The organism is Streptomyces sp. 11x1 (assembly GCF_032598905.1).
GTDB lineage: Bacteria > Actinomycetota > Actinomycetes > Streptomycetales > Streptomycetaceae > Streptomyces.
In genome coordinates this window covers 10,115,882-10,138,737 of sequence record NZ_CP122458.1, presented here as the reverse complement: position 1 = coordinate 10,138,737, position 22,856 = coordinate 10,115,882, and the positions used below count along the sequence as shown (strand labels likewise).

The following is a 22,856-nucleotide window of genomic DNA, read 5'->3' as shown; positions in this document are numbered from 1 at the left end:
GCAACTAGTTGCACAATGATTGAGGGCAAGGCCACATCAGGTTGCGGGAGGCCCGGAGGGGCCGGCCGGCGTCGGCGCGTGGAACGTGGAACCCGTCGGCCGGCGTCGGCGCGTGGGAACCGGCGGGTGAGGTGGGCGCGCGGGGAAACGGCGGATTCTCAGGCTCTGGTGCCGATCACCACGTGGGCGTGTGCCTCCTCCGCGACGGCCGTGCGGGCGGTGAGGCCGGAGCTGCGGAAGGCGTCGAGGGCGAGCGGGGCCTGGCGGCGGCTGGTCTCGACGACGAGGCAGCCGCCCGGGGCGAGCCAGTCGGAGGCCTCGGCGGCGACCCTGCGCAGGACGTCGAGGCCGTCCGTGCCGCCGTCGAGGGCGACCAGGGGCTCGTGGTCGCGGGCCTCGCTCGGCAGGAGCGGGACCTCGCCGGTAGGGACGTACGGGACGTTCGCCGCGAGGATGTCGATCCGGCCCCGCAGTTCGTCGGGGAGCGCGGCGTAGAGGTCGCCCACGTGGGCGTGGCCGTCGTAGCGCGCGAGGTTGCGCCGGGCGCAGCGGACCGCCGCCGGGTCGATGTCGGCAGCGTGCAGTTCGGCGCCGTCGAGCGACGCGGCCAGGGCGGCGCCCACCGCGCCGGAGCCGCAGCAGAGGTCGACGACGACACGGGCGCGGGGGGCGGTGGCGAGGGCCTGCTCGACGAGGAACTCGGTGCGGCGGCGCGGGACGAAGACGCCGGCTTCCACGGTGATGCGCAGTCCGGCGAACTCCGCCCAGCCGAGAACGAGTTCGAGGGGCAGGCCCGCGACGCGCCGGTCGACCATGGCGGTGACCTCGTCCGGGGTGCGGGCGGACGAGAGGATCAACTCCGCCTCGTCCTCAGCGAAGACGCAACCGGCGGCGCGCAGTGCCGTGACGACGGAGGTGAGGGAGAGAAGTGGCATGACAGCCGAGGAGCCTTCCGGTGGGCCGAAGGGCGCTCCGCGGTGACCTATCGGCGACGCACCGCGCCGCGTCGAGGGGAGAGCACCCGACCTGCTACAGCGGTAATGGGTCTCACCTCCCGGGTCCACGTGCTGACTGGCCCGGCAACCCTACCCCATGGTCACGACCGACCGGCGGGGTCCGAACGGCTCCGCCGGAACCCTCCGGAGGCACGACCCCCGACGCCGAACGCCCGCCCCGCGCACGGCCGAGAGCCCGGCCACCGCCGCACCCACGGCAGCGTGGGACGCCGTACGACCTCGATGGACCTGCCCGGCCCCTTCGGCGGGCGACGCCCCCCGCACCTCTCCCGCGCTACACCCCCACCGGTTCCTCCCCCGCCCCGGCCACGGCGGGTACCCGGGCCGCCATGAAGCGGGTGGTGCGGCGGAGGCGGAAACCGAGGGATTCGTAGAGGCGGATGGCTGTCGTGTTGGTCGCGGCGGTGTGGAGGAAGGGGGTCTCGCCGCGTTCGCGGATGCCGTGGGCCACGGCGAGGACGAGGCGGGTGGCGAGGCCCGCTCCCCGGAAGTCCGGATCGGTGCAGACCGCGCTGATCTCGGTCCGGCCCGGCGGGTGCAGCCGCTCACCGGCCATGGCGACCAGCGCGCCGCCCCGGCGGATGCCGAGGTAGGTGCCGAGTTCGATGGTGCGGGGCAGGAGGGGGCCGGGCTGGGTGTGTTCGACGAGGTCCAGCATCTCGGGTACGTCGGCCGGGCCGAGCCGTACGGCCTCCTCGTCCGAGGCGGCCGCGACGCCGTCGTCCACGAACTGCACCCCGCCAGGTCGAAGGTCACCTCCCAGCCGGCCGGGAAGCCCCCGCTGTAGGCCGGGACCGGGACCTCCGCGCCGGGGTCGGCCAGCGCCGCGAGGTCGGCCCAGTCGTCGGCGTCCGGCTCGTCGGGAAGACCCAGCCACGGCGAGACGTCCAGCGGATAGCGCAGCACCCGGCCGCGCCGCTCGGCGATGGGGGCACCTCCCACGCCCTTCAGGCTGTGGGGGAGGGCGTGCGGCCCGGCGAGGGAGGCGCGGGCGGGGTTGTCGAGGACGTGCGGCACGGTGTGCGTGCCCTTGCGGCCGCCCGTCGCGTACTCGGTCATGTGCTCTCCCACTCCACTCTGTTCAACTCCGCTGCCGTCGGGCCCGACCGCCCGAGCGCGCGCCTGGCCGGCCAGTACGGCCAGTACGCTCGCCGGCCCGTACGACCGCCCGCCGTCGGGGCGGACCCGCTCGCCCGTCCTGCCACTGGCGGCAAGGAAGATCGTCGCGGCCCTGTTCCCGGCACTCCGGAGAGTTCACGCGGCCGCATTGATCGTCGCCCGCCCCCGGGCCGGGGCATGCCTCGGCGGCACGTACGGTTGTATGACTCAGCAACCACCGCCGTCACGTTGGACCCCCATGAACGTCACCCGAGGCTTCACCGGACGCCCCCGCGTCCACCACCCAGGGCTGCCGCCCGGCCAGTACGACGTCGGCGACGACTGGCCCGTCCTGTCGGCCGAGGTCACCCCCGACCTCGCGCCCGTCGACTGGACGTTCCGGATCGACGGTCTGGTGGCGGAGCCTCGCACCTGGGACTGGGACGAGGCGCACGCACTGCCCGCCTCGGGGTACGAGGGCGACATCCACTGCGTGACGAGCTGGTCGAAGTTCGGGGTGCGCTTCGGGGGCGTCTCGCTGGACGCGTTCTGGGACGTGGTCCGGCCCGACGCGTCCGCCACGCACGTGGTCGCGTACTCGCACAGCGGTTACACCACGAACCTCCCGCTCGCCGACCTCACCGGCGGACGTGCCTGGATCGCATGGGAGTACGACGGCGAGCCGCTGCCCGCCGAGCACGGCGGTCCGGCGCGGCTGCTGGTGCCGCACCTGTACTTCTGGAAGAGCGCCAAGTGGATCGCGGGCCTGCGGCTCCTCGACCACGACGAGCCCGGCTTCTGGGAGCAGAACGGGTACCACGCGCGGGGCAACCCGTGGGAGGAACAGCGGTACTCCGGTGACTGAGACGACGGCGGCGACCGAGACGGCAGCGGTGACGGACACAGCGGCGGTGTACGAGCCGACCGCACCGACCGGGACGACAGCGGCGCGCCCGCCCTTCTCGCCGCCCACCCGGTTCGCCGTGCCCGGCCGCATCGCCGTGAGCAACCGGGAGGCTGCCCGGTGGCAGACGGCCACCCTGACGGAGATCCGGCGGGAGACGCCCGCCGTGTCCACGTTCCGGTTCGCGGTGCCCGGGTGGGCGGGACATCTGCCGGGGCAGCACCTGATGCTGCGGCTGACCGCAGGTGACGGTTACACGGCGCAGCGCCACTACTCGCTGGCGTCCCCGCCGGACGACACGGGGCACATCGAGCTGACCCTGGACCACGTCGAGGGCGGTGAGGTCTCCGGCTGGTTCCACACCGAGGCCCGGCCGGGCGACGTGGTGGAGGTGCGCGGCCCGCTCAGCGGTTTCTTCGCCTGGCCCGGGGACCGGCCCGCGCTGCTGATCGGCGCCGGTTCCGGTGTCGTACCGCTGATGTCGATGCTCCGCCACCACCGCGGGCGGGGGCTCGACGTGCCCCTGCGGCTGCTGGTGTCCGCGCGCGGACCGGAGGAGCTGATCTACGCGGCGGAGTACGGCACGGAGACCACGGCCGTGTTCACCCGGCGGGCGCCCAAGGGCGTGCCGGTGGGGCGGCTGTCGGCGGCGCAGGTGGCGCCGGTGCTGGCCGAGCGACCACCGGGCGGGTGGGAGGCATACGTGTGCGGCTCCAACGCGTTCGCCGAGCACGCCTCGCGGCTGCTGGTGGCGGCGGGACAGCCGGTGGACCGCATCCGCATCGAGCGGTTCGGCTGACCCTCACGCATCCCGGACGGCCGGGCTGGGCAGTCCGGCCGGGCAGTCCGACGCGGGTACCGCACACCCCGGGGATCCGGCCTTTCCACCATGATTCATGGCGCAAACCATGCTATCCCGCCCCCTTTCGGGTACACCGGAAGTGCGGACCAGTCCAAACCGGGGTTCTCGTATCTGAGGACCGTGCCGGTGAGGGAGGGCGAGATGCGAGGCCAGGTCTTCGGGTGGCGTTGGCGCGCCAACCCGCTGCGGCGACGTTCGGACGTCGTCGAGGCGTGGACGGTGCTGTGCGTCGTGCTGCTGCTCGTCCTCGGCGCCCCGGCCCTCGGGGTCGCGGTGGGCCGGTGGGCCCACGGGGACGCGCGGGCGCACGCCGCCGCCGAGCGCGCCACGCTGGACCGGGTCAGCGCCGTGGTCGTCGAGAGGGCGCCGGCCTCCGTGCCGTCGGCGCACGGCGACAGGCAGCCCAAGTACTGGGTGGGGGCACGCTGGACCGAACCCGACGGCGGCTCCCGCACCGGTGAGGCCCGGGTGCCCGCGGGCACCGAGCGGGGCGACCGCGCCGACGTGTGGCTGGACGAGGCCGGGCGCAGCGTCCACCCGCCGCCGACCGACACCGCCGTCTGGCAGCACGCGCTGGCCATGGGGACCTGCGCCACGGGCGGCGCCGTCGCCGTGGTGCTGCTCGGCCACGTCGTGGTCCGCCGGGTCGCCATTCGGCACCGGCTCGCCGAATGGGAGCGGGAGTGGGCACGGACGGGGCCCGACTGGGGACACCGTTGGGCCTGACCCAGAACCCGATCAATTCTCAGCTAATAGCTGCGCAGCGCATGTCGACCCCCTCGGAATATCCACAAAATCCACTTCTTCAGCGCAGTTGATACTTCAATTGCCTTGCTGCCATACTCCGCTTCCCCCCACAGGCATAAGGCAGCGAAGAGGGTGCATTGTGTCCAACCATGAGGCACGGTACGGCAGTTCGGCCCCACCTCCCCCTGCACGGACAAGCCGACAGCCCATCCACGCCCATTCTGAATTTCGTTCAATAAGCTCGTCATTTCGCAGATTCGGGATAACGGCGACCGCATTGTCCGTCGGCGCATTCCTGTCGTACGTCCTCCTGTCGAGTTTCGCGCCAGGAGTCATGAATGAGCGATTGATCGGACATCTGACGCTCGGGCTGACCCTGGGCCTCGCGCAGTTCGCCGTCATGGGCCTGACCGCGTTCCTGTACGTCCGGCACATGCGCGAGAACATCGACCCGGTCGTCCGGCGGCTCCGCGCCCAGATGGAGGAGCACGAGGCCGAGCAGCGCCAGGTTCGGGCCGAACGGCGGTTCGGCGCATGGTGACCTTCTCCGCGAGCGTGGCCGACGCGTTCAGCCTGCGGCTGACGTTCGTGCTGTTCCTGACCGTCGTCGTGATCACCCTGTTCACCGCCCTGCTGACGGCGCCGCAGCGGGACGAGATCGGCGAGTTCTACCTCGGCAACCGTGACATGTCGCCCCTGCGCAACGGCCTCGCCATGTGCGGTGACTACCTCTCGGCCGCGACCTTGCTCGGCAGCACCGGCCTAGTCGCCCTCACCGGGTACGACGGTCTGCTCTACCTCGGCGGCACGGTCGTCGCCTGGATGATGGTGCTGCTGCTCATCGCCGAACCCCTGCGCAACGCCGGGAAGTTCACCCTCGGCGACGCCCTGGCCCGGCGGCTCCCGCTGCGTCAGCGGCAGGTCCGGCTGGCGCTCGCCGTCTGCACGCTCTCCGTGTGCACCCTGTACCTCGTGGCCCAACTGGTCGGCAGCATCGCGTTGATGACACAGTTCGTCGGCGAACCCGGCCCGACCACCCGCACGATGATCGTGATCATCATCGGCTCCATCGTCACCATCTACGCGGCCATCGGCGGGATGCCCGGCGCGACGTTCATCCAGGTGATCAAGGCCGTGATGTTGGTCGCCGGGGTCACGGTGGTCGCGTTCCTGGTGTTGAACCGCTTCGACTGGAACATCGACGGCCTCCTGGCGTCCGCCACCGCGGGCAGCGGACTGGGCGACCAGTACCTGCAGCCCGGTCTGCGCTACGGGGCGGGACCGATCAGCAAGATCGACTTCTTCAGTCTCCAACTGGCCATCGTGCTCGGGCTCGCCGCGCTCCCCCACGTCATGATGCGACTGTTCGCACCGCGCCGGACCAGGGTGCTGCGCGCCTCGGTGGTGTGGGCGGTGGGGCTGGTCGGGTTCGTGTGCCTGATGGCCGGCGTGCTGGGCCTCGGCGCCACGGCCGTCGTCGGCCGTGAGGCCATCGCCGACATCGACCACAAGGGCGACGCGGCCGTCCTGCTCCTCGCCCACGAACTGGGCGGTGAGGTGCTCACGGCGATCGTCTCGGCCCTGGCCTTCGTCACCCTGCTCGCGGTCGCCGCCGGTCTCATGCTCGCCGCGGCCTCGTCCGTCGCCCACGACCTGTACGGCGAGGTGATCCGCAAGGGCAGGGCCAAGGAGACGCAGGAACTGACCGTGGCCCGGATCGCCGCGGTGATCCTGGGGGCCCTGAGCATGCTGTTCGCCCTCCTCGCCTGGGGCACCAACACCGCCACGCTCGCGTTCCTGGCCTTCGCGATCGCCGCGTCCGCCATCCTGCCGACCCTCGTCTACAGCCTGTTCTGGCGGGGGTTCACGGCGCGCGGCGCCCTGCTCAGCCTGTACGGCGGTCTGGCCACCTCGGTACTGCTGGTGCTGTTCTCGCCGGTGGTCTCCTCCACCCCCGGGTCGGTCTATCCGCAGGCCGACTTCGCGTGGTTCCCGCTGCAGAACCCCGGCATCGTGTCGATCCCCGCGGGCTTCCTGCTGGGATGGCTCGGCTCCCGCCTCGGTCCCCGGGAGCGGGAGAACGTCTACGCGGACTTCGAGGTCCAAGCCCTGGTCGGCCGACCAGAGGTGAGCACCGGCGCCGGTACCGGCCACGGGTGAACCGTGGGGCGTCGCACCCGGGAAAAAGCCCCTTGGCGGGCCGCGACGCCCCACGTACGGTGTGATCATCCGCACCCCAGAACCCAGAAGGTGGTCCTTCATGGCCCTGTTCGACCTGCCGTTGGACGAGCTCCATGGTTATCGAAGCGCTTCGACGGAGCCCGAGGACTTCGACGCCTTCTGGGCGAAGACGCTCCAGGAGGCCCGCGCGCACGACCTGGACGCCCGTTTCGAGCCGGTCGAGACCCATCTGAAGACGGTCGAGGTCCACGACGTCACCTACTCGGGATTCGGCGGCCACCCGGTCAAGGGCTGGCTGGTCCTTCCGGCCGGAGCGACCGAACCGCTGCCCACCGTCGTGGAGTTCATCGGCTACGGCGGCGGGCGCAACCTGCCCCACACCCACCTCCTGTGGGCCTCGGCGGGCTACGCGCACTTCGTCATGGACACCCGGGGACAGGGCAGCGCCTGGGGCGGGGGCGGCGACACCCCCGACCCGGTGGCGGGCGCGCCCGCCTTCCCCGGCTTCATGACCCGGGGCATCGACGCCCCCGAGAACTACTACTACCGCCGGGTCTACACCGACGCCGTACGCGCGGTGGAGGCCGCCCGCGCGCATCCGCGCACCGACGCCGCGCGCACCGCCGTGACCGGTTCCAGCCAGGGCGGCGGTATCGCCATCGCGGTCGGCGGACTCGTCCCCGACCTGGTCGCGGTCGCGCCCGACGTGCCGTTCCTGTGCGACTTCCCGCGCTCCACGACGATCACCGACCGGGATCCGTACCGCGAGATCGGCAAGTACCTCAAGACCCACCGCGGCCGCACGGAGCAGGTCGGGCGCACCCTCGCCTACTTCGACGCCGTGCACTTCGCCGCGCGCGGCCGGGCCGCCGCGCTGTTCTCGGCGGCCCTGGAGGACCAGACCTGCCCGCCGTCCACGGTCTTCGCGGCCTTCAACGCGTGGGCCGAGGCCAACAAGCGCATCGAGGTCTACGACTTCAACGACCACGAGGGCGGCGGCCCGTTCCAGGAGGCGGTCAAGCTGCGCTGGCTGGCCGCACAGATCTGAGGGGGACCTGATGGACACGGCCGAGGCCGCGGAGCGGTTCGTGGTGGTGTGGCAGCAGGCGTGGGCGGCCCATGACGTCGACGCGGTCCTGGAGTTGTACGCGCGGGACTGCGTACACCGCTCCATGCCCTTCCGGGAGCCGCACCGGGGCCACGACGAACTCGCCGAGTACCTGCGCTGGTCGTTCACCGACGAGAGGGTGGTGGACGTGCGGTTCTCGGAGCCGATGGTCGGCCCGGACGGCGTGGCCGTGGCCGAGTTCCGGGTGCTGTCCGAGTTCAACGAGGACCCGCAGACCCTCGCGGGCTGTGTCTTCGTCCGGTTCGACGCGTCCGGCCTGGCGGTGGAGTCCCGGGACTACTGGCATCTGATCCCGGTCCACACGGAGCCCGCCCGGCCGATGTTCCTGCTCGGGCGACCGGAGCGGCCGGAGCGGTAGCCGCGGTTCCGTCGCACGCCTTCCCTCCTGTCCGACCAGTCGGTACGTTCTGGGGGGCCGGCGACGTCCGTCCCGGCGCACAGCCGTGGACGACGGAGGGTTCATGTCTCAGTCTCTGGTGCGGGGTCACTGCGAGGCGCGGTTCGAGGCCGTGCGCAGCGCGTTCGAGGAGAACTTCGCAGGGCGCGACGAGCTCGGGGCGGCGGTCACGGTGACACTGCGCGGGCAGACCGTGGTGGACCTGTGGGGCGGCTGGGCCGACGCGGCGCGGACCCGCCCTTGGGAGCGGGACACCGTGGTCAACGTCTGGTCGACGACCAAGGGCCCGACCGCGCTGTGCGCTCACCTCCTCGCCGACCGGGGTCTGCTCGACCTGGACGCCCCGGTGGCCGCGTACTGGCCGGAGTTCGCGGCGGCCGGCAAGGAGGGCGTCCTCGTCCGGCATCTTCTGTCGCACCGCTCGGGGCTCGCGGGACCGCGTGAGCCCCTGCCGTTCGAGCAGCTCCTGGACTGGGAGCTGACCGTCAAGCGGCTCGCCGCGCAGGAGCCGTGGTGGGAGCCGGGCACGGCGTCCGGGTACCACGCCATGACGTTCGGCTTCCTCGTCGGCGAAGTGGTCCGGCGGGTGTCGGGGCTGCTGCCGGGCGCGTTCCTGGCGCGGGAGGTGACCGGCCCGCTCGGCGTCGACTTCACCATCGGGCTGCCGGAGGCGCAGGCGTCACGCGCGGCCGAGCTGGTGCATCCGCCGGCCGCGACGACCAGTGAACAAGCGGCGGTCTTCGCCCAGTTGACGCCCACCGCGCTGGCCGCGCTCGCCAACCCGCTGGTCGGCGCGGCCGAGGCCAACACCGCCGAGTGGCGGGCCGCCGAGGTGCCGGCCGCCAACGGCCACGGCACCGCGCGGGCGGTGGCCGCGCTGTACGGGATCCTCGCGCTGCGCGGCACCTGGGGCGGCCGGGAGGTGCTGTCCGCGCAGGCGGCCGAGCGGGTCCGTGAGGGACAGGGGGCCTGCCGCGACCTGGTGCTCGGCGCGGGATTCGGCCGGGACACGGAGATCGGGCTGGGGCTGTGGCTGAGCGGCCCGCACGGCTCGTACGGGCCGAATCCCAGGGCCTTCGGCCACGACGGCTACGGCGGCTCCTGCGGACTCGCCGACCCGGAGGCCGGTGTCTCCCTCGGCTACGTCATGAACCGGATGGGTCCACACATCGCCGACGACCCGCGCAAGATGGCGCTCGTCGACGCGCTCTACGGCGCGCTGTGACCCAAGGGGCGACCCACCCCACGTAGGTCCGGGATGTGTGCTCCCCCTGCACGGAGAGTCCCGCGTCAGTGCACGCTCAGTCGATTCCCGCACCTCGACCGGCGCCAGTATCGACTCCGAGCGAACTGCGGTCCATCGCCGCTCCCGCGGCGAGCAGCGGTCCTTCGACGCCGTTTTCTCGTCTTCGTCGGGAGCTGACACACGCATGCGCAGACGTCACCGTCCTCTGGTCCTGGGCGTCGCCGTCACGGTCGGGGTGCCGGCCGCCACGGTCATGCCGTCGGCCGCCGCCCCCTCGGCCGACCGGACGTCACCGAAGCCCACGGTCGTCCTGGTGCACGGCGCGTTCGCGGACGCCTCCGGCTGGTCCGGCGTCGTCTCACGGCTGAAGAAGGCCGGCTATCCGGTCGTCGCCCCGGCCAACCCGCTGCGGGGCCTGCAGTCGGACTCCGCGTACCTCTCCTCGCTCCTGGGCACGATCGACGGTCCGAAGATCGTCGTCGGGCACTCGTACGGCGGCGCCGTCATCACCGAGGCCGCCGCGTCCGTGCCCGAGGTGAAGGCGCCGGTGTACGTGGCGGCCTTCATGCCCGACAAGGGCGACGTGCTCGGCGAACTGGCGAACCGTTTCCCGGGCTCCGAGCTCAACCCGGCATTGGAGGCGCTTCCGGACGGGGGCGGCCGCCACGACGTGGCGATCAAGCCGGACAAGTTCCACGACGTGTTCGCGGCCGATCTGCCGCGCTCCACGACATCGGTGCTGGCGGTGTCCCAACGCCCGGTCAACGTAGGGGCGTTCGAGTCCACGGCGCGGGCCGCGGCGTGGCGCACGATTCCCTCCTGGTTCCTGGGGCCACCCAGGACAAGACCATCTCCCCCGCGCTGGAGCGCTTCCAGGCGAAGCGGGCGGGCTCGCACACGATCGAGGTCAACTCCTCGCACGTGGCGATGATGTCCCACCCGGACAAGGTGACCGCACTGATCAAGTCGGCGGCGAAGTCCACGCGTTGAGGCTCGACCCGAGGGTCCCGCGTCAGCCCTCGCGGGTGGCCACCACCATGCGGCAGCGGGGGCTGCCGTCGGGCCGCCGGCCGAACTCGGGCAGCGCGAACAACTCCACCTCGAAGCCGGCGCGTTCCAGCTCGCTTCGCACGAGTCCGAGCCGGAACGGCCGGTAGTACATGACGAACGGCGGCCGCCAGACCGCGTTGCGCACCCGCATCGCGGTGTCGAAGCCGAGAGCCGCCCAGTACCAGGGGGAGCGGGCCGGGGCGGGCGCCGGCAGCGGGAACGCGAAGCGCCCGCCCGGCCTGAGGACGGAGTGGACCTCGGAGAACAGGCGCGGCAGCTCCTCGGGCAGGAAGTGCCCGAACGCGCCGAAACTGACGGCCAGGTCGAAGGCCGAGGCGAAGGGCAGGGCGAGGGCGTCCCCGCGCACCCAGGAGAGGCCGGGGCCTTCGCCTCCGGCCGACGCGCCCCCGGGGCCCGATCGACCGTCGGAGAACTCTCCGGAACCCGGGGAGCGGGTGGTGCCGGAGCCCACCCGCTCCCTGCCCACCGCCAGCATTCCGGCGCTGATGTCCACACCGGTGACGCTCTTCCGGCAGACCTCGCGCAGCACCTCCATCCCGGCCCCGGTGCCGCAGCAGAGGTCGAGGCCGTCCTCGAACGGGCCCATCGACGACAGAGCCGCCTCGACCGCCTCCAGCACGGAGTCCGGAGTACGGAACGGGGTGTGATCGAACTTGGGCGCGAGCAGGTCGTAGCCGTGTTCGACGGAGGAGAGTGCCTGAACGGCGAGTTCGCGGAGGCTGGGGCCTTGCGGGGTGAACATCACCTCAGCTTAGGCCCTGACTCGGGGCAGCGCCGGACGCGGACTGTCACCTATGGTCCGGGGCATGACTTCGTTCCGTCCCGCCCCGACCTGGCTGGCCGACGCCGTCTTCTACCAGATCTATCCGCAGTCCTTCGCCGACTCCGACGGGGACGGCATCGGGGATCTCGCCGGGATCACCGACCGCCTCGACCATCTGTCCTGGCTGGGGGTCGACACCGTCTGGCTGAACCCCTGTTTCGTCTCGCCGTTCCGTGACGCCGGGTACGACGTCGCGGACTATCTGAACGTCGCCCCGCGTTACGGGTCCAACGACGACCTGGCGAGGCTCGTCGACGCGGCGGGCCGCCGGGGCATCCGGATCCTGCTGGATCTCGTCGCCGGGCACACGTCGATCGACCACCCGTGGTTCCGGGCCTCCGCGAACGACCCGGACGACCACCGCTACATCTGGACGGCCGAGGGCCGTCCCGAGGGCTTCGTCGCTTCCCCCGGCACCCGGCCGGGCGCGTACCTGCCGAACTTCTTCGACTCCCAGCCCGCCCTCAACTTCGGTTACGCGCGCGGCAATCCGGCCGAGCCGTGGCGGCTGCCGGTCGACGCCGAAGGGCCACGCGCCAACCGCGAGGCCCTCCGCACGATCATGGACCACTGGCTGGGCCTCGGTCTCTCCGGTTTCCGCGTCGACATGGCCGCCTCGCTCGTGAAGGACGATCCGGACCGGGCCGAGACCGCCCGGGTCTGGACGGAACTGCGGCACCGGCTGGACTCCGCCCACCCGGACGCCGTGCTGCTGGCCGAGTGGGGCGAGCCGGAGGTGTCGATCCCGGCCGGTTTCCACGCCGACTTCTTCCTGCACTTCGGCGGCCCCACCGACGGTCTCGCCCTGCGCTCGCTGTGGAACAACGGCACGGGCACGGTCCACGAGCACTGGGACCCCCTCGACTGTTTCTTCGACGCGAGCGGTGGAGGTTCACCGGGCCCGTTCGTGGATGCCTGGCGGCAGGCGACATCGGCCGTCGGCGACACGGGCTTCATCTCCCTGCCCAGTGCCAACCACGACTTCTCCCGCCTCAACTGCGGCCCCCGTACGCCCGAACAGCTGCCCGCGGCCTTCGCCTTCCAGCTGACCTGGCCGACGCTGCCGGCGATCTACTACGGCGACGAGATCGGCATGCGCTACCTTCCGGGCCTGCCCGACAAGGAGGGCAGCGTCCTCGGCCCCGACTACAACCGCGCGGGCTCCCGCACCCCCATGCAGTGGGACGACACCCCGAACGCGGGCTTCTCCACCGCCCCCGCCGACCGTCTCTACCTCCCCCTCGACCCCTCCCCCGACCGCCCGACCGTCGCCGCCCAGCGCGCCGACACCGCCTCGCTCCTCCACCTCGTCCGCCGCCTGATCGCCCTGCGCCGCCGGACCCCCGAACTGGGCTCCGGCGGCTCGGTGGATGTGCTGCACACCGGCGGTCCGTTCGTGTACGTCCGGGGCGGGCGCTATCTGGTGGTGATCAACCCCCGGCGCAGCACGGCCGGTTGGTCGTACGGGCGCGCCGTCCGCGGCACCCTGGAGAGGCAGGGCGTGGAGATCGGGGACGGCACGATCACCGCGCAGGGCTTCGGATACGGGATCTTCGAGCTCGACGGCTAGGAGACCGCTGAAGATCTTGCTCTGGCCGCCCGACTCACCCTGGATTGCCGGTAAATGTCAATCGCCATCAAGTAGGGCAAGCCGGGCGCATTTTCAAGATCTTCAGGACGCTTCTAGGGCCTGTCGTTCGGATGACGCCCGGGCCGCGGGGCTTGGTACGCACCTCTACGGCGCGGGCGAGCCGGCCTTCTTCGGCTCCTCGCCGTAGGCCGTCAGGAAGCGGTCGCGGAAGGTGTCCATGCGCCAGACCGGAGCGTCGTCGCCGGGCCGCAGGCCGTCGGACCAGCCCCAGTCGGCGATCCGGTCGAGGACCTTCGGGTCGTGGGCCACGACGGTGACCGGTACGTCGTGGCTCGCGCCGTTGCCGCTGACGCTCGCCATGGGCTGGTGGTCGCCGAGGAAGACCAGGACGGTGTTCTCGTCGCCGTACTTCTCCACGTACTGCAGGAGGCTGTGCAGCGAGTACTGGACGGACCTGCCGTACTCCTCCTTGACCTTGACGGGGTCGGTGAAGACATCGGCGGGGTCCTTGCCGGCCTTCTCGATGTCCCGGTAGACGGAGCCGTCGCCGACCTCGTCCCAGCCGACCATCTTCGGCAGCGGCGCCCAGGGCTGGTGACTGGAGGTCAGGATGATCTCCGACATCAGCGGCTTGTCGCCCTTCTTGGCGGCCTCCAGGCGTTCGAAGGCGGTGAGGGCGTACTGGTCGGGCATGGTCGACCAGCTGAACTTCGGCCCCTGGTAGCCGAGATCACGGGAGTCGTAGACCTTGTCGAGGCCGTAGAAGTCGCCCTCCGGCCAGTTCTTCTGCACGCCGGGCACGATGCCGACCGTCCGCCAGGCGCCGCTCTTGCTGAACGCGCCGGGCAGCGTGAGGCGTTCGCCGGCGGTGACCGTGCGATAGCGACTCTGGTTGTCGATCCACAGGCCCGTCAGGAACGTGGAGTGGCCGAGCCAGCTGCTGCCGCCGTACGTCGCCGAGGTCAACCAGCCGCTCTTCGCCGCGAACCCGGCCTCGGTCAGGGCCTTGTCCTCCTCGTCGAGGGCCGCGGTCACGCCCGGTGCGATGGCCGGGTCCTCCAGGGCCGCGCGCCCGTAGCTCTCGATGAAGGTGATCATGACGTCCTTGCCGCGCAGCCCGGTCAGCAGCCGGTCGGCGGGCACATCGGCGAACTCGTCCTTCTTGGCCTCCCTGGCGAACGCGGCCTCGTCCCGCAGGGTCTCCCGCACCCGGTCCAGCCGGTCCTGCACGAAACCGATGGTGTTCCTGGAGGCGACCGCCGTGTTCTGGATCGGCGTCAGACCGAGCGCGGCGCAGGTGATCCACACGGTCCCGGCGACGATGGTGCCCCGGGTCGCCCGGTCCCGGTCGCGGACCAGGACGGCGACGAGCCGCACCACCGCCAGCGCCATGACGACGAACAGCAGCAGCACCAGAACCACGAGGCCGACCACGGCAGCCGTCGCGCCCGTCGGGCCGAGCGTGTCCTGGACGTACGACTCGGCGTCGTCCAGCAGGCCCCAGTCGAGGACGACGTTGAACCCTCGGCCGAGGAACTGGTTGAAGCCGATGTCGAGTGCCTTCACGACCACCAGCGCGGCCAGGCCGAGCCCGATGACGACCGCCGCGACCAGCCTCGGCCGCCGGGGCAGCACCAGCATCAGGGCGGCGGCGAGGATCGGCTCCACGGGCAGCCGCAGGAACTGCCGCGCCTCGAAGTACTCGGCCTTGCCGGGCATCAGCAGCGCGAAGAGCACGAGGGCGGCGGCCAGGCCCGTGACGCCCCACGACACGCTCCGCGCCGCGCCGGGGTACTTCGTCCGGAACGCCGTCCGGTGACCGCGCCATCGGCGGACGGGGCCGACGGTCTTCGGCGGTGTGTCCTCGGTCGAGGGCTTGCTCGTCTCGTCCGTGTCGGACGAGGGGCTGGAGCGCGTGAAGAGCGACACGCGACGTTCCTTCCGTGCGAAGACCGCTGGCGGTGCCCCCATCTGTACGGGAGCTCCGCGAGATCAGTTCAACGACCACGGGTAAGCCATCGGTAAGGAACTCTCCACAGGCGGCCACCGATGATGGTAAGCTCAAGTCGGCACGTGTGTATCGCCCTTTCCCGGGCGCCGTTGCCACTCTCTCCCGGATCCCGTGGATCCTGAGATCTTTCTCGCCGCGCCGCCCGTCGATTCCCGACCGGCCGTCGGCTTCAGCGCAACCACCCGCGACGCACGGGCCGCTTCTCGCAACGCGGCCGTGCACGGCTCGGCCTCGCTCCGGGTGTGCGCCTTCCCCTCCCCCTTCCCACGCGCTTTCCTCACGTCCTCGAAAGGACCTCCCTTCATGACCACCACCACACTCGAACGCACTTCCACCGAACCTCGGCAGCCGGTCCGGGTCACCGGCGTCCTGGAGACCACGCAGGGCGGGCAGGGGCAGCTGCGCGTCGCCGGCTGCCTGCCGACCCCCTCCGACCCGCAGGTCTCCGCGGCGCTCGTCCGCCGGTACGGCCTGCGCAAGGGCGACACCGTCGAGGGCCTGCGCGACGGCCGGCGCGCCCTCATCGAGGTCGAGCGGATCAACGGCCGTACGCCCGGGGAGCTGCACGCCCGCCCGCACTTCCGCGACCTCACCCCGCTGCACCCCCGCGAGCGGCTGCGGCTCGAACACCCGGCGAGCGGTCTGACGGGCCGTCTGGTCGACCTCGTCGCCCCCGTCGGCAAGGGACAGCGCGGGCTGATCGTGGCCCCGCCCAAGACCGGCAAGACCGTCCTGCTGCAGCAGGTGGCCGCCGCGATCGCCGCCAACCACCCCGAGGCCCGCCTGATGGTGGTGCTGCTCGACGAACGGCCCGAGGAGGTGACCGACATGCGGCGCTCCGTGCGGGGCGAGGTGTACGCCTCGACGTTCGACCGGTCCCCCAAGCAGCACATCGCGCTCGCCGAACTCGTCGTGGAGCGCGCCAAGCGGCTCGTCGAGCAGGGCGAGGACGTGGTGATCCTCCTGGACTCCCTGACCCGGCTGTGCCGGGCCCACAACAACGCGGCCGCGTCCGGTGGCCGCACCCTCAGCGGCGGGGTGGACGCCGCCGCCCTGCACGGCCCCAAGCGGCTCTTCGGCGCCGCCCGTCTGACCGAGGAGGGCGGCTCCCTCACCATCCTGGCCACCGCCCTGGTGGAGACCGGGTCCCGCGCCGACGGCTTCTTCTTCGAGGAGCTCAAGGGCACCGGCAACATGGAACTCCGTCTGGACCGCGCCCTCGCCGACCGGCGGGTCTTCCCCGCCGTCGACATCACCCCCTCCGGCACCCGCCGCGAGGAACTCCTCCTGACAGTCGGCGAGTTGGCGGCCGTACGCGGTCTGCGGCAGGCGCTGCGCTCGCGCGAGGGGCAGCCGAACCTGGAGACACTGCTGGAGCGAATGCGCGCCACGCCGGACAACGCCGCCTTCCTGCGGCAGGTGCGGCCCACGCTGCCGGCGGCATGACATGCGGCATCCGGGTGCTCGATCCGTGCGCTCGGCCCTGGCATCCGGGAGTACGGCACCCCCCTTCCTACGTTTGCGGTATGACCATCGGATTCCCATCCCGTGCTCCCCGCACCGCCCGTGGCGCCCGCGCTTCCCGCGCGGCCCGCCTCACCGTGTGCTGCACCGCCGCCTGCGCGGTCGGGGCCCTGGCCGTCGTGACCGACCCGGAAGCCACCGGCCCCCGGTCCGTGACGGACGCGCAGGACGCCAAGGCCGCGCAGGGGTCAACGTCCCTGTACCGGCAGGGGACACAGGTGCGGCTGCGGGCCGGGGCGCCCGAGGTGCCGGACGTGTCCGCGGTGTCGTGGCTGGTGGCCGACGCCGACAGCGGCGCGGTCCTCGCCGCGCACGACGCGCACCGCAGACTGCCGCCCGCGAGCACCCTGAAGACCCTGTTCGCGCTCACCGTGCTGCCGGGCCTCCCGGCGGGCCTGAGACACACCGTGAAGAGCGAGGAACTGGCGGGCATCGGCGCCGGGAGCAGCCTGGTAGGCGTCAAGGAGGGCAGCACGTACACCGTCGCCGACCTGTGGCGCGGGGTCTTCCTCAGCTCGGGCAACGACGCCGTACGCGTCCTGGCCCACCTCAACGGCGGCTGGAAGGCTACCGCCCGTCAGATGCGGGACAAGGCCCGCGCCCTGGGCGCCCGCGACACGCACGTCGTCTCCCCCGACGGCTACGACGCGCCCGGCCAGGTGTCGTCCGCCTACGACCTGGCGGTGTTCGGACGGGCGGGGCTGCGCAACGCCGAGTTCGCCGGGTACTGCGCCACCGCCACCGCCAAGTTCCCGGCGGGCGGCTGGTCGTACGGCATCCAGAACACCAACCGGCTGCTCACCGGCGCCGGAGTGGAACGCTATCCGGGGTTGATCGGCGTCAAGAACGGCTACACCACCCACGCGGGCAACACGCTGATCGCCGCCGCGAAACGGGGCGGACGCACCCTCGTGGTGACGGTGATGCGCCCCGAGTCCGGCGGCTACGCCGTGTACGAGGAGACGCGCTCCCTGCTCGACTGGGGGTTCGACGCCGCAGGGCAGGTGGACGCCGTGGGCTCGCTCCTGCCGCCGCGCCCGGCGGCGGCGCCTCAAGCCGGTCCCGGATCGCGGCCCGTGACCCGCGCGGAGGCGGCCGAGGTGACCGTTCCCGACTGGCCGGTGGTGGGTACGATCGCGGGCGCGGTCGGGGTGGGCGCGGCGGCCGTGGCCCTGGCACTGCGGCTCAGGATCGGCCGGTCCACCCGGGGCTGACCGACCGGCAGCCACAGCAGCAGACCGAGCGTGATCCACACATAGGTGTTGCTGCCGATGAAGCCGCCGACGCCGGACGCGTCGTCGAACCACAGCCACACGACGCTGCTGCACAGCACCGCGTACAGGGCCGCCGTGAGCGGCAGCAGCCGACGGTGCCTGAGCAGGACGGCGAAGGCCGGCAGCAGCCAGACCAGATGGTGCACCCAGGTGATCGGGCTGACCAGAGCGCCGGTCAGCCCGGTGAGGGCGAAGGCGGCGGTCCAATCGGCGGCGCGTACCGCCGCACGGGTCCGCCACGCCCACACGCACAGCACCACGAGCACCAGCCCCGCCCACACGGCTCGGCTCGGCTCGTGCGGGGCCACGAGCCGGGCCAGGACACCCTGCAACGACTGGTTGGAGACGTAGTCGAGGCGGCCGACGCGGCTGGTGTCCCACAGCGCCTCGGTCCAGTAGAAGCGCGAGGCGGCCGGGGCGATCCAGGCCGCCGCCGCGGTGGCGGCCGCGGCGACGGCCGTCGCGAGCCCGGCGGCCCGCCACCGCCAGGCGAGCAGCAGCAGTCCGATGAAGATCGCGGGCGTCAGCTTGACCGCCGCCGCCAGGCCGATGCCGACGCCCGCCCAGCGGCCCCGGCCCGTGGCCAGCAGCCGGGCGTCGGCGAGGACCAGGGCCAGCAGCAGGAGGTTCACCTGCCCGAAGCCGAAGGTGTCCCGCAACGGTTCGAACAGCGCGAGCGCGCAGAGAAGCAGGGAAACACCGAACCAGCCGTGGCGACTCGGCGCCGGGCCGGCCAGTAGCCGCAGGACGGCCGCGAGTGCTGCCAGGTTCAGCCCCAGGCACAGCACGATCGCGGTGCGCAGCCCGACCAGCGCCATCGGCAGCATGACGACGGCCGCGAACGGCGGATAGGTGAAGCCGTAGGTCGTGCCCGGCACCAGGTAGTCGTAGAGGCGGCCGTCGTGGTGGACCCAGTGGTCGATCGTGCCGTGGTAGACGCGCAGGTCGAAGAAGCCGCGCAACAGCGGGACGGTGGCGGTGAAGGCGGTGACTGCCAGGGCCGACGCGAGGACGAGGAGGACGCGGGCCCGCTCGGTGCGTGGCCGAAGCCCCCTCGGGCGCGGTTCGCTCATACCGTGCGCTCCAGGGCCGGCGCCCGGGAGACCAGTTCGGCCTGCCAGAGCACGACCACCGCGAGCACTCCCCCGCACACCGCGAGGACGAACTGCTCGGTGTCCGCCGGGTTCCCGCTCGGCAGGACGGCGAGCGCGAGCACCCCGCTGGCGGCCGCGACCCGGCGCTGCACGGAGACGTCCCGGGCGGCGGCGGCGATGAGGAACAGCCCCCACAGGGCGTACCAGGGGCGGATCGCCGGGCCCAGCGCGGCCACGGCCGCCAGGCTGAGGCCGAGCGCGTACACGGGGCCGGGTCGCAGCCGGAACCATATGTGGAGGACGACGGTGAGGGTCAGCAGCAGTCCGGCGGCGCGCCAGGCCGGGAGGGCGAGGGGGGCCAGGTCGCTGCCGAGGTCGTGCAGCAGGGTGGTGGTGGCGCGGCCCAGGACGGTGGTGGGTGACCAATTCTGGGCCGACACGGGGGTGCGCAGCGCGGCGATCCAGCCGTACCCCGTGCCGGTCAGGGCGGTCGCGGCGGCCGTGGTGCCGGCGGCGACGGCCAGGGTGCCCGCGACCGTCCGGACCCATCCGGTACGGCCGCGCATCACGACCACCGCCACCAGCCCGAGCGCGGCGGGTGCCTTCACCAGCGCGGCGAGAGTGACCAGGACGACGCCGACGAGGTACCACCGGCCCCGCGCGAGCACCAGCCCGACGCCCAGCAGCCCCAGCATCATCGCGTCGTTGTGGGCCCCGGCCACCAGGTGCAGGAGCACGAGCGGGTTGAGCGCGCCGAGCCAGAGCGCGACCGCCGGGTCGGCTCCGCTGTGCCGGGCGAGGCGGGGCAGTGCCACGGCCATCAGCGCCACGCCGAGCAGCGCGATCAGGCGCATCCCGATGAGCCCGGCCGGGATCCGGCCGTCGGTCAGAGCGGACAGCCCGGAGGCCAGGGCGAGGAAGACCGGGCCGTACGGGGTCGCGGTGTGCCGCCACATCGGGGCCACCTCGTCGGCGAGCGGTCCGCCGAGCCGGGCGGGCCCGTGCAGATAGACGTCCATGTGCGCGTCGACCATGGCGCCCTGGGCGAGGTAGCTGTAGACGTCCCGGCTGAACAGCGGGGGCGCGAGCAGCAGCGGTGCCGCCCAGACGGCCAGAACGAGCAGCAGGGCGCGCGGAGTCGGTGGTTCCGGGCCGCGTATCACCTTGCCGAGCAGCGCCCAGGCGGCTGTCAGCAGGACGACGCCGAAGTAGACGCCGACGAGCCCCAGCGCGCCGCGCCCCGAGGTCGGCGACAGCAGTTCTCGCACGGGCAGGGCTCCGGCGGTCTCGCCTCCGAGGGCGAGGAAGGCGGTTCCGGCCAGGCCGAGTGCCTGACAGCGGCGCGGATCGACGGGAAAAGCGATGGCCAACACTCGGTCAGGCTGTCAACGCCGGGTGGCGCGGAAGCGACGCCGCGCCTTCCGGGCGGGTACCGGCATGTGACCAGGAGCGAACCCGCCGCCCCGACCGGCGACCGCGGTACCGGGGCGGCGGGCCCTGGGCGGGGAGGCCCTGGGTGGGGAAGGTCAGAAGATCGACAGTCCCGTCAGGGTGGTGAACCGGTCCAGGGCCGCCACTCCGGCCACCGAGTTGCCCCGCTCGTCCAGCCCGGGGCTCCAGACGCAGAGTGTGCAACGGCCGGGCACGACCGCGATGATGCCGCCGCCCACCCCGCTCTTGCCGGGCAGGCCCACGCGGTACGCGAAGTCACCGGCCGCGTCGTACGTGCCGCAGGTGAGCATCACCGCGTTGACCTGCTTCGCCTGGCTGCGGGTCAGCAGCCGTGTGCCGTCGGCGCGCACGCCGTGCCGGGCCAGGAAGGTGGTGGCCAGGGCGAGGTCGGCGCAGGAAGCGGTGAGGGAACACTGGCGGAAGTACTGGTCGAGGAGGACCGGTACGGGGTTGTCGATGTTGCCGTACGACGCCATGAAGTGGGCGAGGGCGGCATTGCGGTCGCCGTGGGCGGATTCGGAGGCGGCGATCTCCGGGTCGAATTCGAGGTCGGGGTTGCCGCTCTCCGTGCGGAGGAAGGACAGCAGCGTGCCGGAGGCGTCGCCGGTCCGGGTGTGCAGGCGGTCGGTGACGACGAGGGCGCCCGCGTTGATGAACGGGTTGCGCGGGATGCCGCTCTCGTACTCCAGCTGGACCAGGGAGTTGAACGGGTTGCCTGAGGGCTCGCGGCCCACGTGTTCCCAGAGGGCGTCACCCTCGCGCTCCAGATCGAGCGCGAGGGTGAAGACCTTGGTGATGGACTGCGTGGAGAACGGCTCACGCCAGTCCCCCACGCCGTACACCGTGCCGTCGGGCTCCGCGACGGCCATGCCGAAGCTGCGCGGGTCGCGGGCGGCGAGCGCCGGGATGTAGTCGGCGGGCCGGCCCCGGCCCGGGGTCCGTTCGATCTCCTCGGCGATGCGTTCCAGGATCGGCCCGAAGGCGGGGGCCCCCATCAGGCGAGCGGTGCGCCGCTGCCCGCGAGGACCTCGGGCCGCAGCAGTTCCCGGAGGCGTTCGGCGGGCAACAGGCCCCTCTCCTGGACGAGTTCGGCCACGCCCCGGCCGGTGGCGAGGGCCTCCTTGGCGATGTCGGTGGCCGCCGTGTACCCGATGTGCGGGTTGAGGGCGGTGACCAGGCCGATGGAGTTCTCCACCGCCGCGCGGAGTTCGTCCTCGTTGGCGGTGATGCCGTCGACGCAGCGCTCGGCGAGGGTGAGGCAGGCCGCGCGGAGGTGGGTGAGGGACTCCGAGAGGGAGTGCAGGATGATCGGCTCGAAGGCGTTGAGCTGGAGCTGTCCGGCTTCGGCGGCCATGGTGATGGTGACGTCGTTGCCGATGACCTCGAAGGCGACCTGGTTGACGACCTCGGGGATCACCGGGTTGACCTTGCCGGGCATGATCGACGAACCGGCCTGCACCGGCGGCAGGTTGATCTCGTTGAGGCCGGCGCGCGGCCCGGAGGAGAGCAGCCGCAGGTCGTTGCAGCTCTTGGAGAGCTTGACCGCGATGCGCTTGAGCACGCCCGACATCTGGACGAAGGCGCCGCAGTCCTGGGTGGCCTCGACGAGGTTGGCGGCGGTGACCAGCGGCAGACCGGTGATCTCGGCGAGGTGGCGGCGGGCCGATTCGGCGTAGCCGACGGGGGCGTTGAGGCCGGTGCCGATGGCGGTGGCGCCGAGGTTGATCTCGTGGATCAGCTCGACGGCCTCGGCGAGGCGGCTGCGGTCCTCGTCGATCATGACGGCGAACGCGGAGAACTCCTGGCCGAGCGTCATGGGGACCGCGTCCTGGAGCTGGGTGCGGCCCATCTTGAGCACCTCGCGGAACTCGACGGCCTTGGCCGCGAAGGAGTCCTGGAGGACGGCCATCGCCCGGAGCAGCCCGCGCACCGCGAAGACCGTGGCGACCTTGACGGCGGTCGGGTAGACGTCGTTGGTGGACTGGCCGAGGTTGACGTCCTCGTTCGGGTGCAGGTGCTCGTACCGGCCCTTGGGGTGGCCCAGCAGCTCCAGCGCCCGGTTCGCGATCACCTCGTTGGCATTCATGTTCGTCGAGGTGCCGGCGCCGCCCTGGATCACGTCGACGACGAACTGGTCGTGCAGCTTGCCGTCGCGGATCTCCCGGCAGGCCTCGATGATCGCGGCGGCCTTCTGGGGGGCGAGCAGGCCGAGTTCCTCGTTCGCGCGGGCGGCGGCCTCCTTGACGGCGGCCAGGGCGTCGACCAGGTGGGGGTAGGCGGAGATCGGGGTGCCCGTGATGGGGAAGTTCTCCGTGGCGCGCAGGGTGTGGACGCCCCAGTACGCGTCGGCGGGGACGTCACGGTCTCCGAGCAGATCGTGTTCGCTGCGGGTCGCTGCGGCGGCGGTCATGGCAGGGGGCCTTCTTTCGTGAGCTG

18 protein-coding genes and 2 pseudogenes are annotated in these 22,856 nt (G+C 72.2%); 12 read left to right on the top strand and 8 right to left on the bottom strand.

Annotation, left to right across the window (positions count from 1 at the left end; translation table 11 throughout):
* Positions 1-158 precede the first annotated feature (158 nt).
* Positions 159-935, bottom strand: coding sequence for a putative protein N(5)-glutamine methyltransferase (locus tag P8T65_RS44600; protein WP_316731132.1), 777 nt, complete (start codon positions 933-935; stop codon positions 159-161).
* A gap of 355 nt (positions 936-1,290) precedes the next feature.
* Positions 1,291-2,075, bottom strand: a pseudogene (locus tag P8T65_RS44595) (GNAT family N-acetyltransferase).
* A gap of 298 nt (positions 2,076-2,373) precedes the next feature.
* On the opposite strand from P8T65_RS44595, the gene P8T65_RS44590 reads away from it, so the two are divergent.
* The 9 genes from P8T65_RS44590 (at position 2,374) to P8T65_RS44550 (ending at position 10,511) form a co-directional block, all read left to right on the top strand.
* Positions 2,374-2,979, top strand: a complete 606-nt coding sequence (locus P8T65_RS44590; protein ID WP_316731131.1) for a sulfite oxidase-like oxidoreductase — start codon at positions 2,374-2,376, stop codon at positions 2,977-2,979.
* 46 nt (positions 2,980-3,025) lie between these two features.
* Positions 3,026-3,817 carry a ferredoxin reductase gene (locus tag P8T65_RS44585; RefSeq protein WP_316731930.1) on the top strand — a complete coding sequence of 264 codons (792 nt, stop codon included), beginning with the start codon at positions 3,026-3,028 and terminating at the stop codon, positions 3,815-3,817.
* Between the two features lie 204 nt (positions 3,818-4,021).
* On the top strand, positions 4,022-4,606 hold the full coding sequence (locus P8T65_RS44580) for a hypothetical protein (RefSeq protein ID WP_316731130.1): 585 nt from the start codon (positions 4,022-4,024) through the stop codon (positions 4,604-4,606).
* Between the two features lie 160 nt (positions 4,607-4,766).
* Entirely contained in the window at positions 4,767-5,168 is a 402-nt protein-coding gene (locus P8T65_RS44575) for a DUF485 domain-containing protein (protein WP_316731128.1), read from the top strand.
* The gene (locus P8T65_RS44570; protein ID WP_316731127.1) at positions 5,162-6,787 is read left to right on the top strand and encodes a cation acetate symporter; all 1,626 of its coding nucleotides are present in this window, start codon (positions 5,162-5,164) and stop codon (positions 6,785-6,787) included. Before P8T65_RS44575 ends, P8T65_RS44570 begins: the two co-directional genes overlap by 7 nt.
* Positions 6,788-6,887: 100 nt before the next feature.
* On the top strand, positions 6,888-7,856 hold the full coding sequence (locus tag P8T65_RS44565; RefSeq protein WP_316731126.1) for an acetylxylan esterase: 969 nt from the start codon (positions 6,888-6,890) through the stop codon (positions 7,854-7,856).
* Positions 7,857-7,866: 10 nt separating this feature from the next.
* On the top strand, positions 7,867-8,295 hold the full coding sequence (locus tag P8T65_RS44560; protein WP_316731125.1) for a nuclear transport factor 2 family protein: 429 nt from the start codon (positions 7,867-7,869) through the stop codon (positions 8,293-8,295).
* 103 nt (positions 8,296-8,398) lie between these two features.
* The gene (locus P8T65_RS44555) at positions 8,399-9,559 is read left to right on the top strand and encodes a serine hydrolase domain-containing protein (protein ID WP_316731124.1); all 1,161 of its coding nucleotides are present in this window, start codon (positions 8,399-8,401) and stop codon (positions 9,557-9,559) included.
* Between the two features lie 205 nt (positions 9,560-9,764).
* Positions 9,765-10,511 (top strand): alpha/beta hydrolase, encoded by a 747-nt coding sequence (locus P8T65_RS44550; protein WP_316731123.1) that lies wholly within the window; start codon positions 9,765-9,767, stop codon positions 10,509-10,511.
* 81 nt (positions 10,512-10,592) lie between these two features.
* Here the strand turns inward: P8T65_RS44550 and P8T65_RS44545 are convergent, their stop codons facing one another.
* A complete protein-coding gene (locus tag P8T65_RS44545) occupies positions 10,593-11,393 on the bottom strand; it encodes a methyltransferase domain-containing protein (protein ID WP_316731122.1) in 801 nt (266 codons plus the stop codon).
* A gap of 64 nt (positions 11,394-11,457) precedes the next feature.
* Between P8T65_RS44545 and P8T65_RS44540 the strand changes: the two genes are divergently transcribed.
* Positions 11,458-13,044 carry an alpha-amylase family glycosyl hydrolase gene (locus tag P8T65_RS44540; RefSeq protein WP_316731121.1) on the top strand — a complete coding sequence of 529 codons (1,587 nt, stop codon included), beginning with the start codon at positions 11,458-11,460 and terminating at the stop codon, positions 13,042-13,044.
* Between the two features lie 165 nt (positions 13,045-13,209).
* On the opposite strand, the gene P8T65_RS44535 is transcribed toward P8T65_RS44540, so the two are convergent.
* The gene (locus P8T65_RS44535) at positions 13,210-14,994 is read right to left on the bottom strand and encodes a sulfatase (RefSeq protein ID WP_316731120.1); all 1,785 of its coding nucleotides are present in this window, start codon (positions 14,992-14,994) and stop codon (positions 13,210-13,212) included.
* Positions 14,995-15,379: 385 nt separating this feature from the next.
* On the opposite strand from P8T65_RS44535, the gene rho reads away from it, so the two are divergent.
* Together rho and P8T65_RS44525 are read left to right on the top strand one after the other, a co-directional pair.
* Positions 15,380-16,522 carry a transcription termination factor Rho gene (gene rho, locus P8T65_RS44530; protein WP_316731119.1) on the top strand — a complete coding sequence of 381 codons (1,143 nt, stop codon included), beginning with the start codon at positions 15,380-15,382 and terminating at the stop codon, positions 16,520-16,522.
* An 80-nt stretch (positions 16,523-16,602) separates the two neighbouring features.
* Positions 16,603-17,814, top strand: a complete 1,212-nt coding sequence (locus P8T65_RS44525; protein WP_316731118.1) for a serine hydrolase — start codon at positions 16,603-16,605, stop codon at positions 17,812-17,814.
* Positions 17,815-18,089: 275 nt separating this feature from the next.
* Here P8T65_RS44525 and P8T65_RS44520 read toward each other — a convergent pair.
* The 4 genes and pseudogenes from P8T65_RS44520 to aspA form a co-directional block, all read right to left on the bottom strand.
* Positions 18,090-18,692: pseudogene (locus P8T65_RS44520) on the bottom strand (glycosyltransferase 87 family protein); the annotation flags it as partial.
* A gap of 251 nt (positions 18,693-18,943) precedes the next feature.
* A complete protein-coding gene (gene mptB, locus P8T65_RS44515; RefSeq protein ID WP_316731929.1) occupies positions 18,944-20,332 on the bottom strand; it encodes a polyprenol phosphomannose-dependent alpha 1,6 mannosyltransferase MptB in 1,389 nt (462 codons plus the stop codon).
* A 162-nt stretch (positions 20,333-20,494) separates the two neighbouring features.
* Positions 20,495-21,415, bottom strand: a complete 921-nt coding sequence (locus P8T65_RS44510) for a glutaminase (RefSeq protein WP_316731117.1) — start codon at positions 21,413-21,415, stop codon at positions 20,495-20,497.
* A complete protein-coding gene (gene aspA / locus P8T65_RS44505) occupies positions 21,415-22,830 on the bottom strand; it encodes an aspartate ammonia-lyase (RefSeq protein WP_316731116.1) in 1,416 nt (471 codons plus the stop codon). The genes P8T65_RS44510 and aspA overlap by 1 nt, the downstream gene beginning before the upstream one ends.
* Positions 22,831-22,856 lie beyond the last annotated feature (26 nt).

Excerpts from the sequence above, each read along its gene's own strand:
- P8T65_RS44600 (WP_316731132.1), bottom strand. The coding sequence starts at position 935 with ATGCCACTTCTCTCCCTCACCTCCGTCGTCACGGCACTGCGCGCCGCC.
- P8T65_RS44590 (WP_316731131.1), top strand. The coding sequence starts at position 2,374 with ATGAACGTCACCCGAGGCTTCACCGGACGCCCCCGCGTCCACCACCCA.
- P8T65_RS44580 (WP_316731130.1), top strand. The coding sequence starts at position 4,022 with ATGCGAGGCCAGGTCTTCGGGTGGCGTTGGCGCGCCAACCCGCTGCGG.
- P8T65_RS44570 (WP_316731127.1), top strand. The coding sequence starts at position 5,162 with ATGGTGACCTTCTCCGCGAGCGTGGCCGACGCGTTCAGCCTGCGGCTG.
- P8T65_RS44565 (WP_316731126.1), top strand. The coding sequence starts at position 6,888 with ATGGCCCTGTTCGACCTGCCGTTGGACGAGCTCCATGGTTATCGAAGC.
- P8T65_RS44560 (WP_316731125.1), top strand. The coding sequence starts at position 7,867 with ATGGACACGGCCGAGGCCGCGGAGCGGTTCGTGGTGGTGTGGCAGCAG.
- P8T65_RS44555 (WP_316731124.1), top strand. The coding sequence starts at position 8,399 with ATGTCTCAGTCTCTGGTGCGGGGTCACTGCGAGGCGCGGTTCGAGGCC.
- P8T65_RS44550 (WP_316731123.1), top strand. The coding sequence starts at position 9,765 with ATGCGCAGACGTCACCGTCCTCTGGTCCTGGGCGTCGCCGTCACGGTC.
- P8T65_RS44545 (WP_316731122.1), bottom strand. The coding sequence starts at position 11,393 with ATGTTCACCCCGCAAGGCCCCAGCCTCCGCGAACTCGCCGTTCAGGCA.
- P8T65_RS44540 (WP_316731121.1), top strand. The coding sequence starts at position 11,458 with ATGACTTCGTTCCGTCCCGCCCCGACCTGGCTGGCCGACGCCGTCTTC.
- rho (WP_316731119.1), top strand. The coding sequence starts at position 15,380 with ATGACCACCACCACACTCGAACGCACTTCCACCGAACCTCGGCAGCCG.
- P8T65_RS44525 (WP_316731118.1), top strand. The coding sequence starts at position 16,603 with ATGACCATCGGATTCCCATCCCGTGCTCCCCGCACCGCCCGTGGCGCC.
- P8T65_RS44510 (WP_316731117.1), bottom strand. The coding sequence starts at position 21,415 with ATGGGGGCCCCCGCCTTCGGGCCGATCCTGGAACGCATCGCCGAGGAG.
- aspA (WP_316731116.1), bottom strand. The coding sequence starts at position 22,830 with ATGACCGCCGCCGCAGCGACCCGCAGCGAACACGATCTGCTCGGAGAC.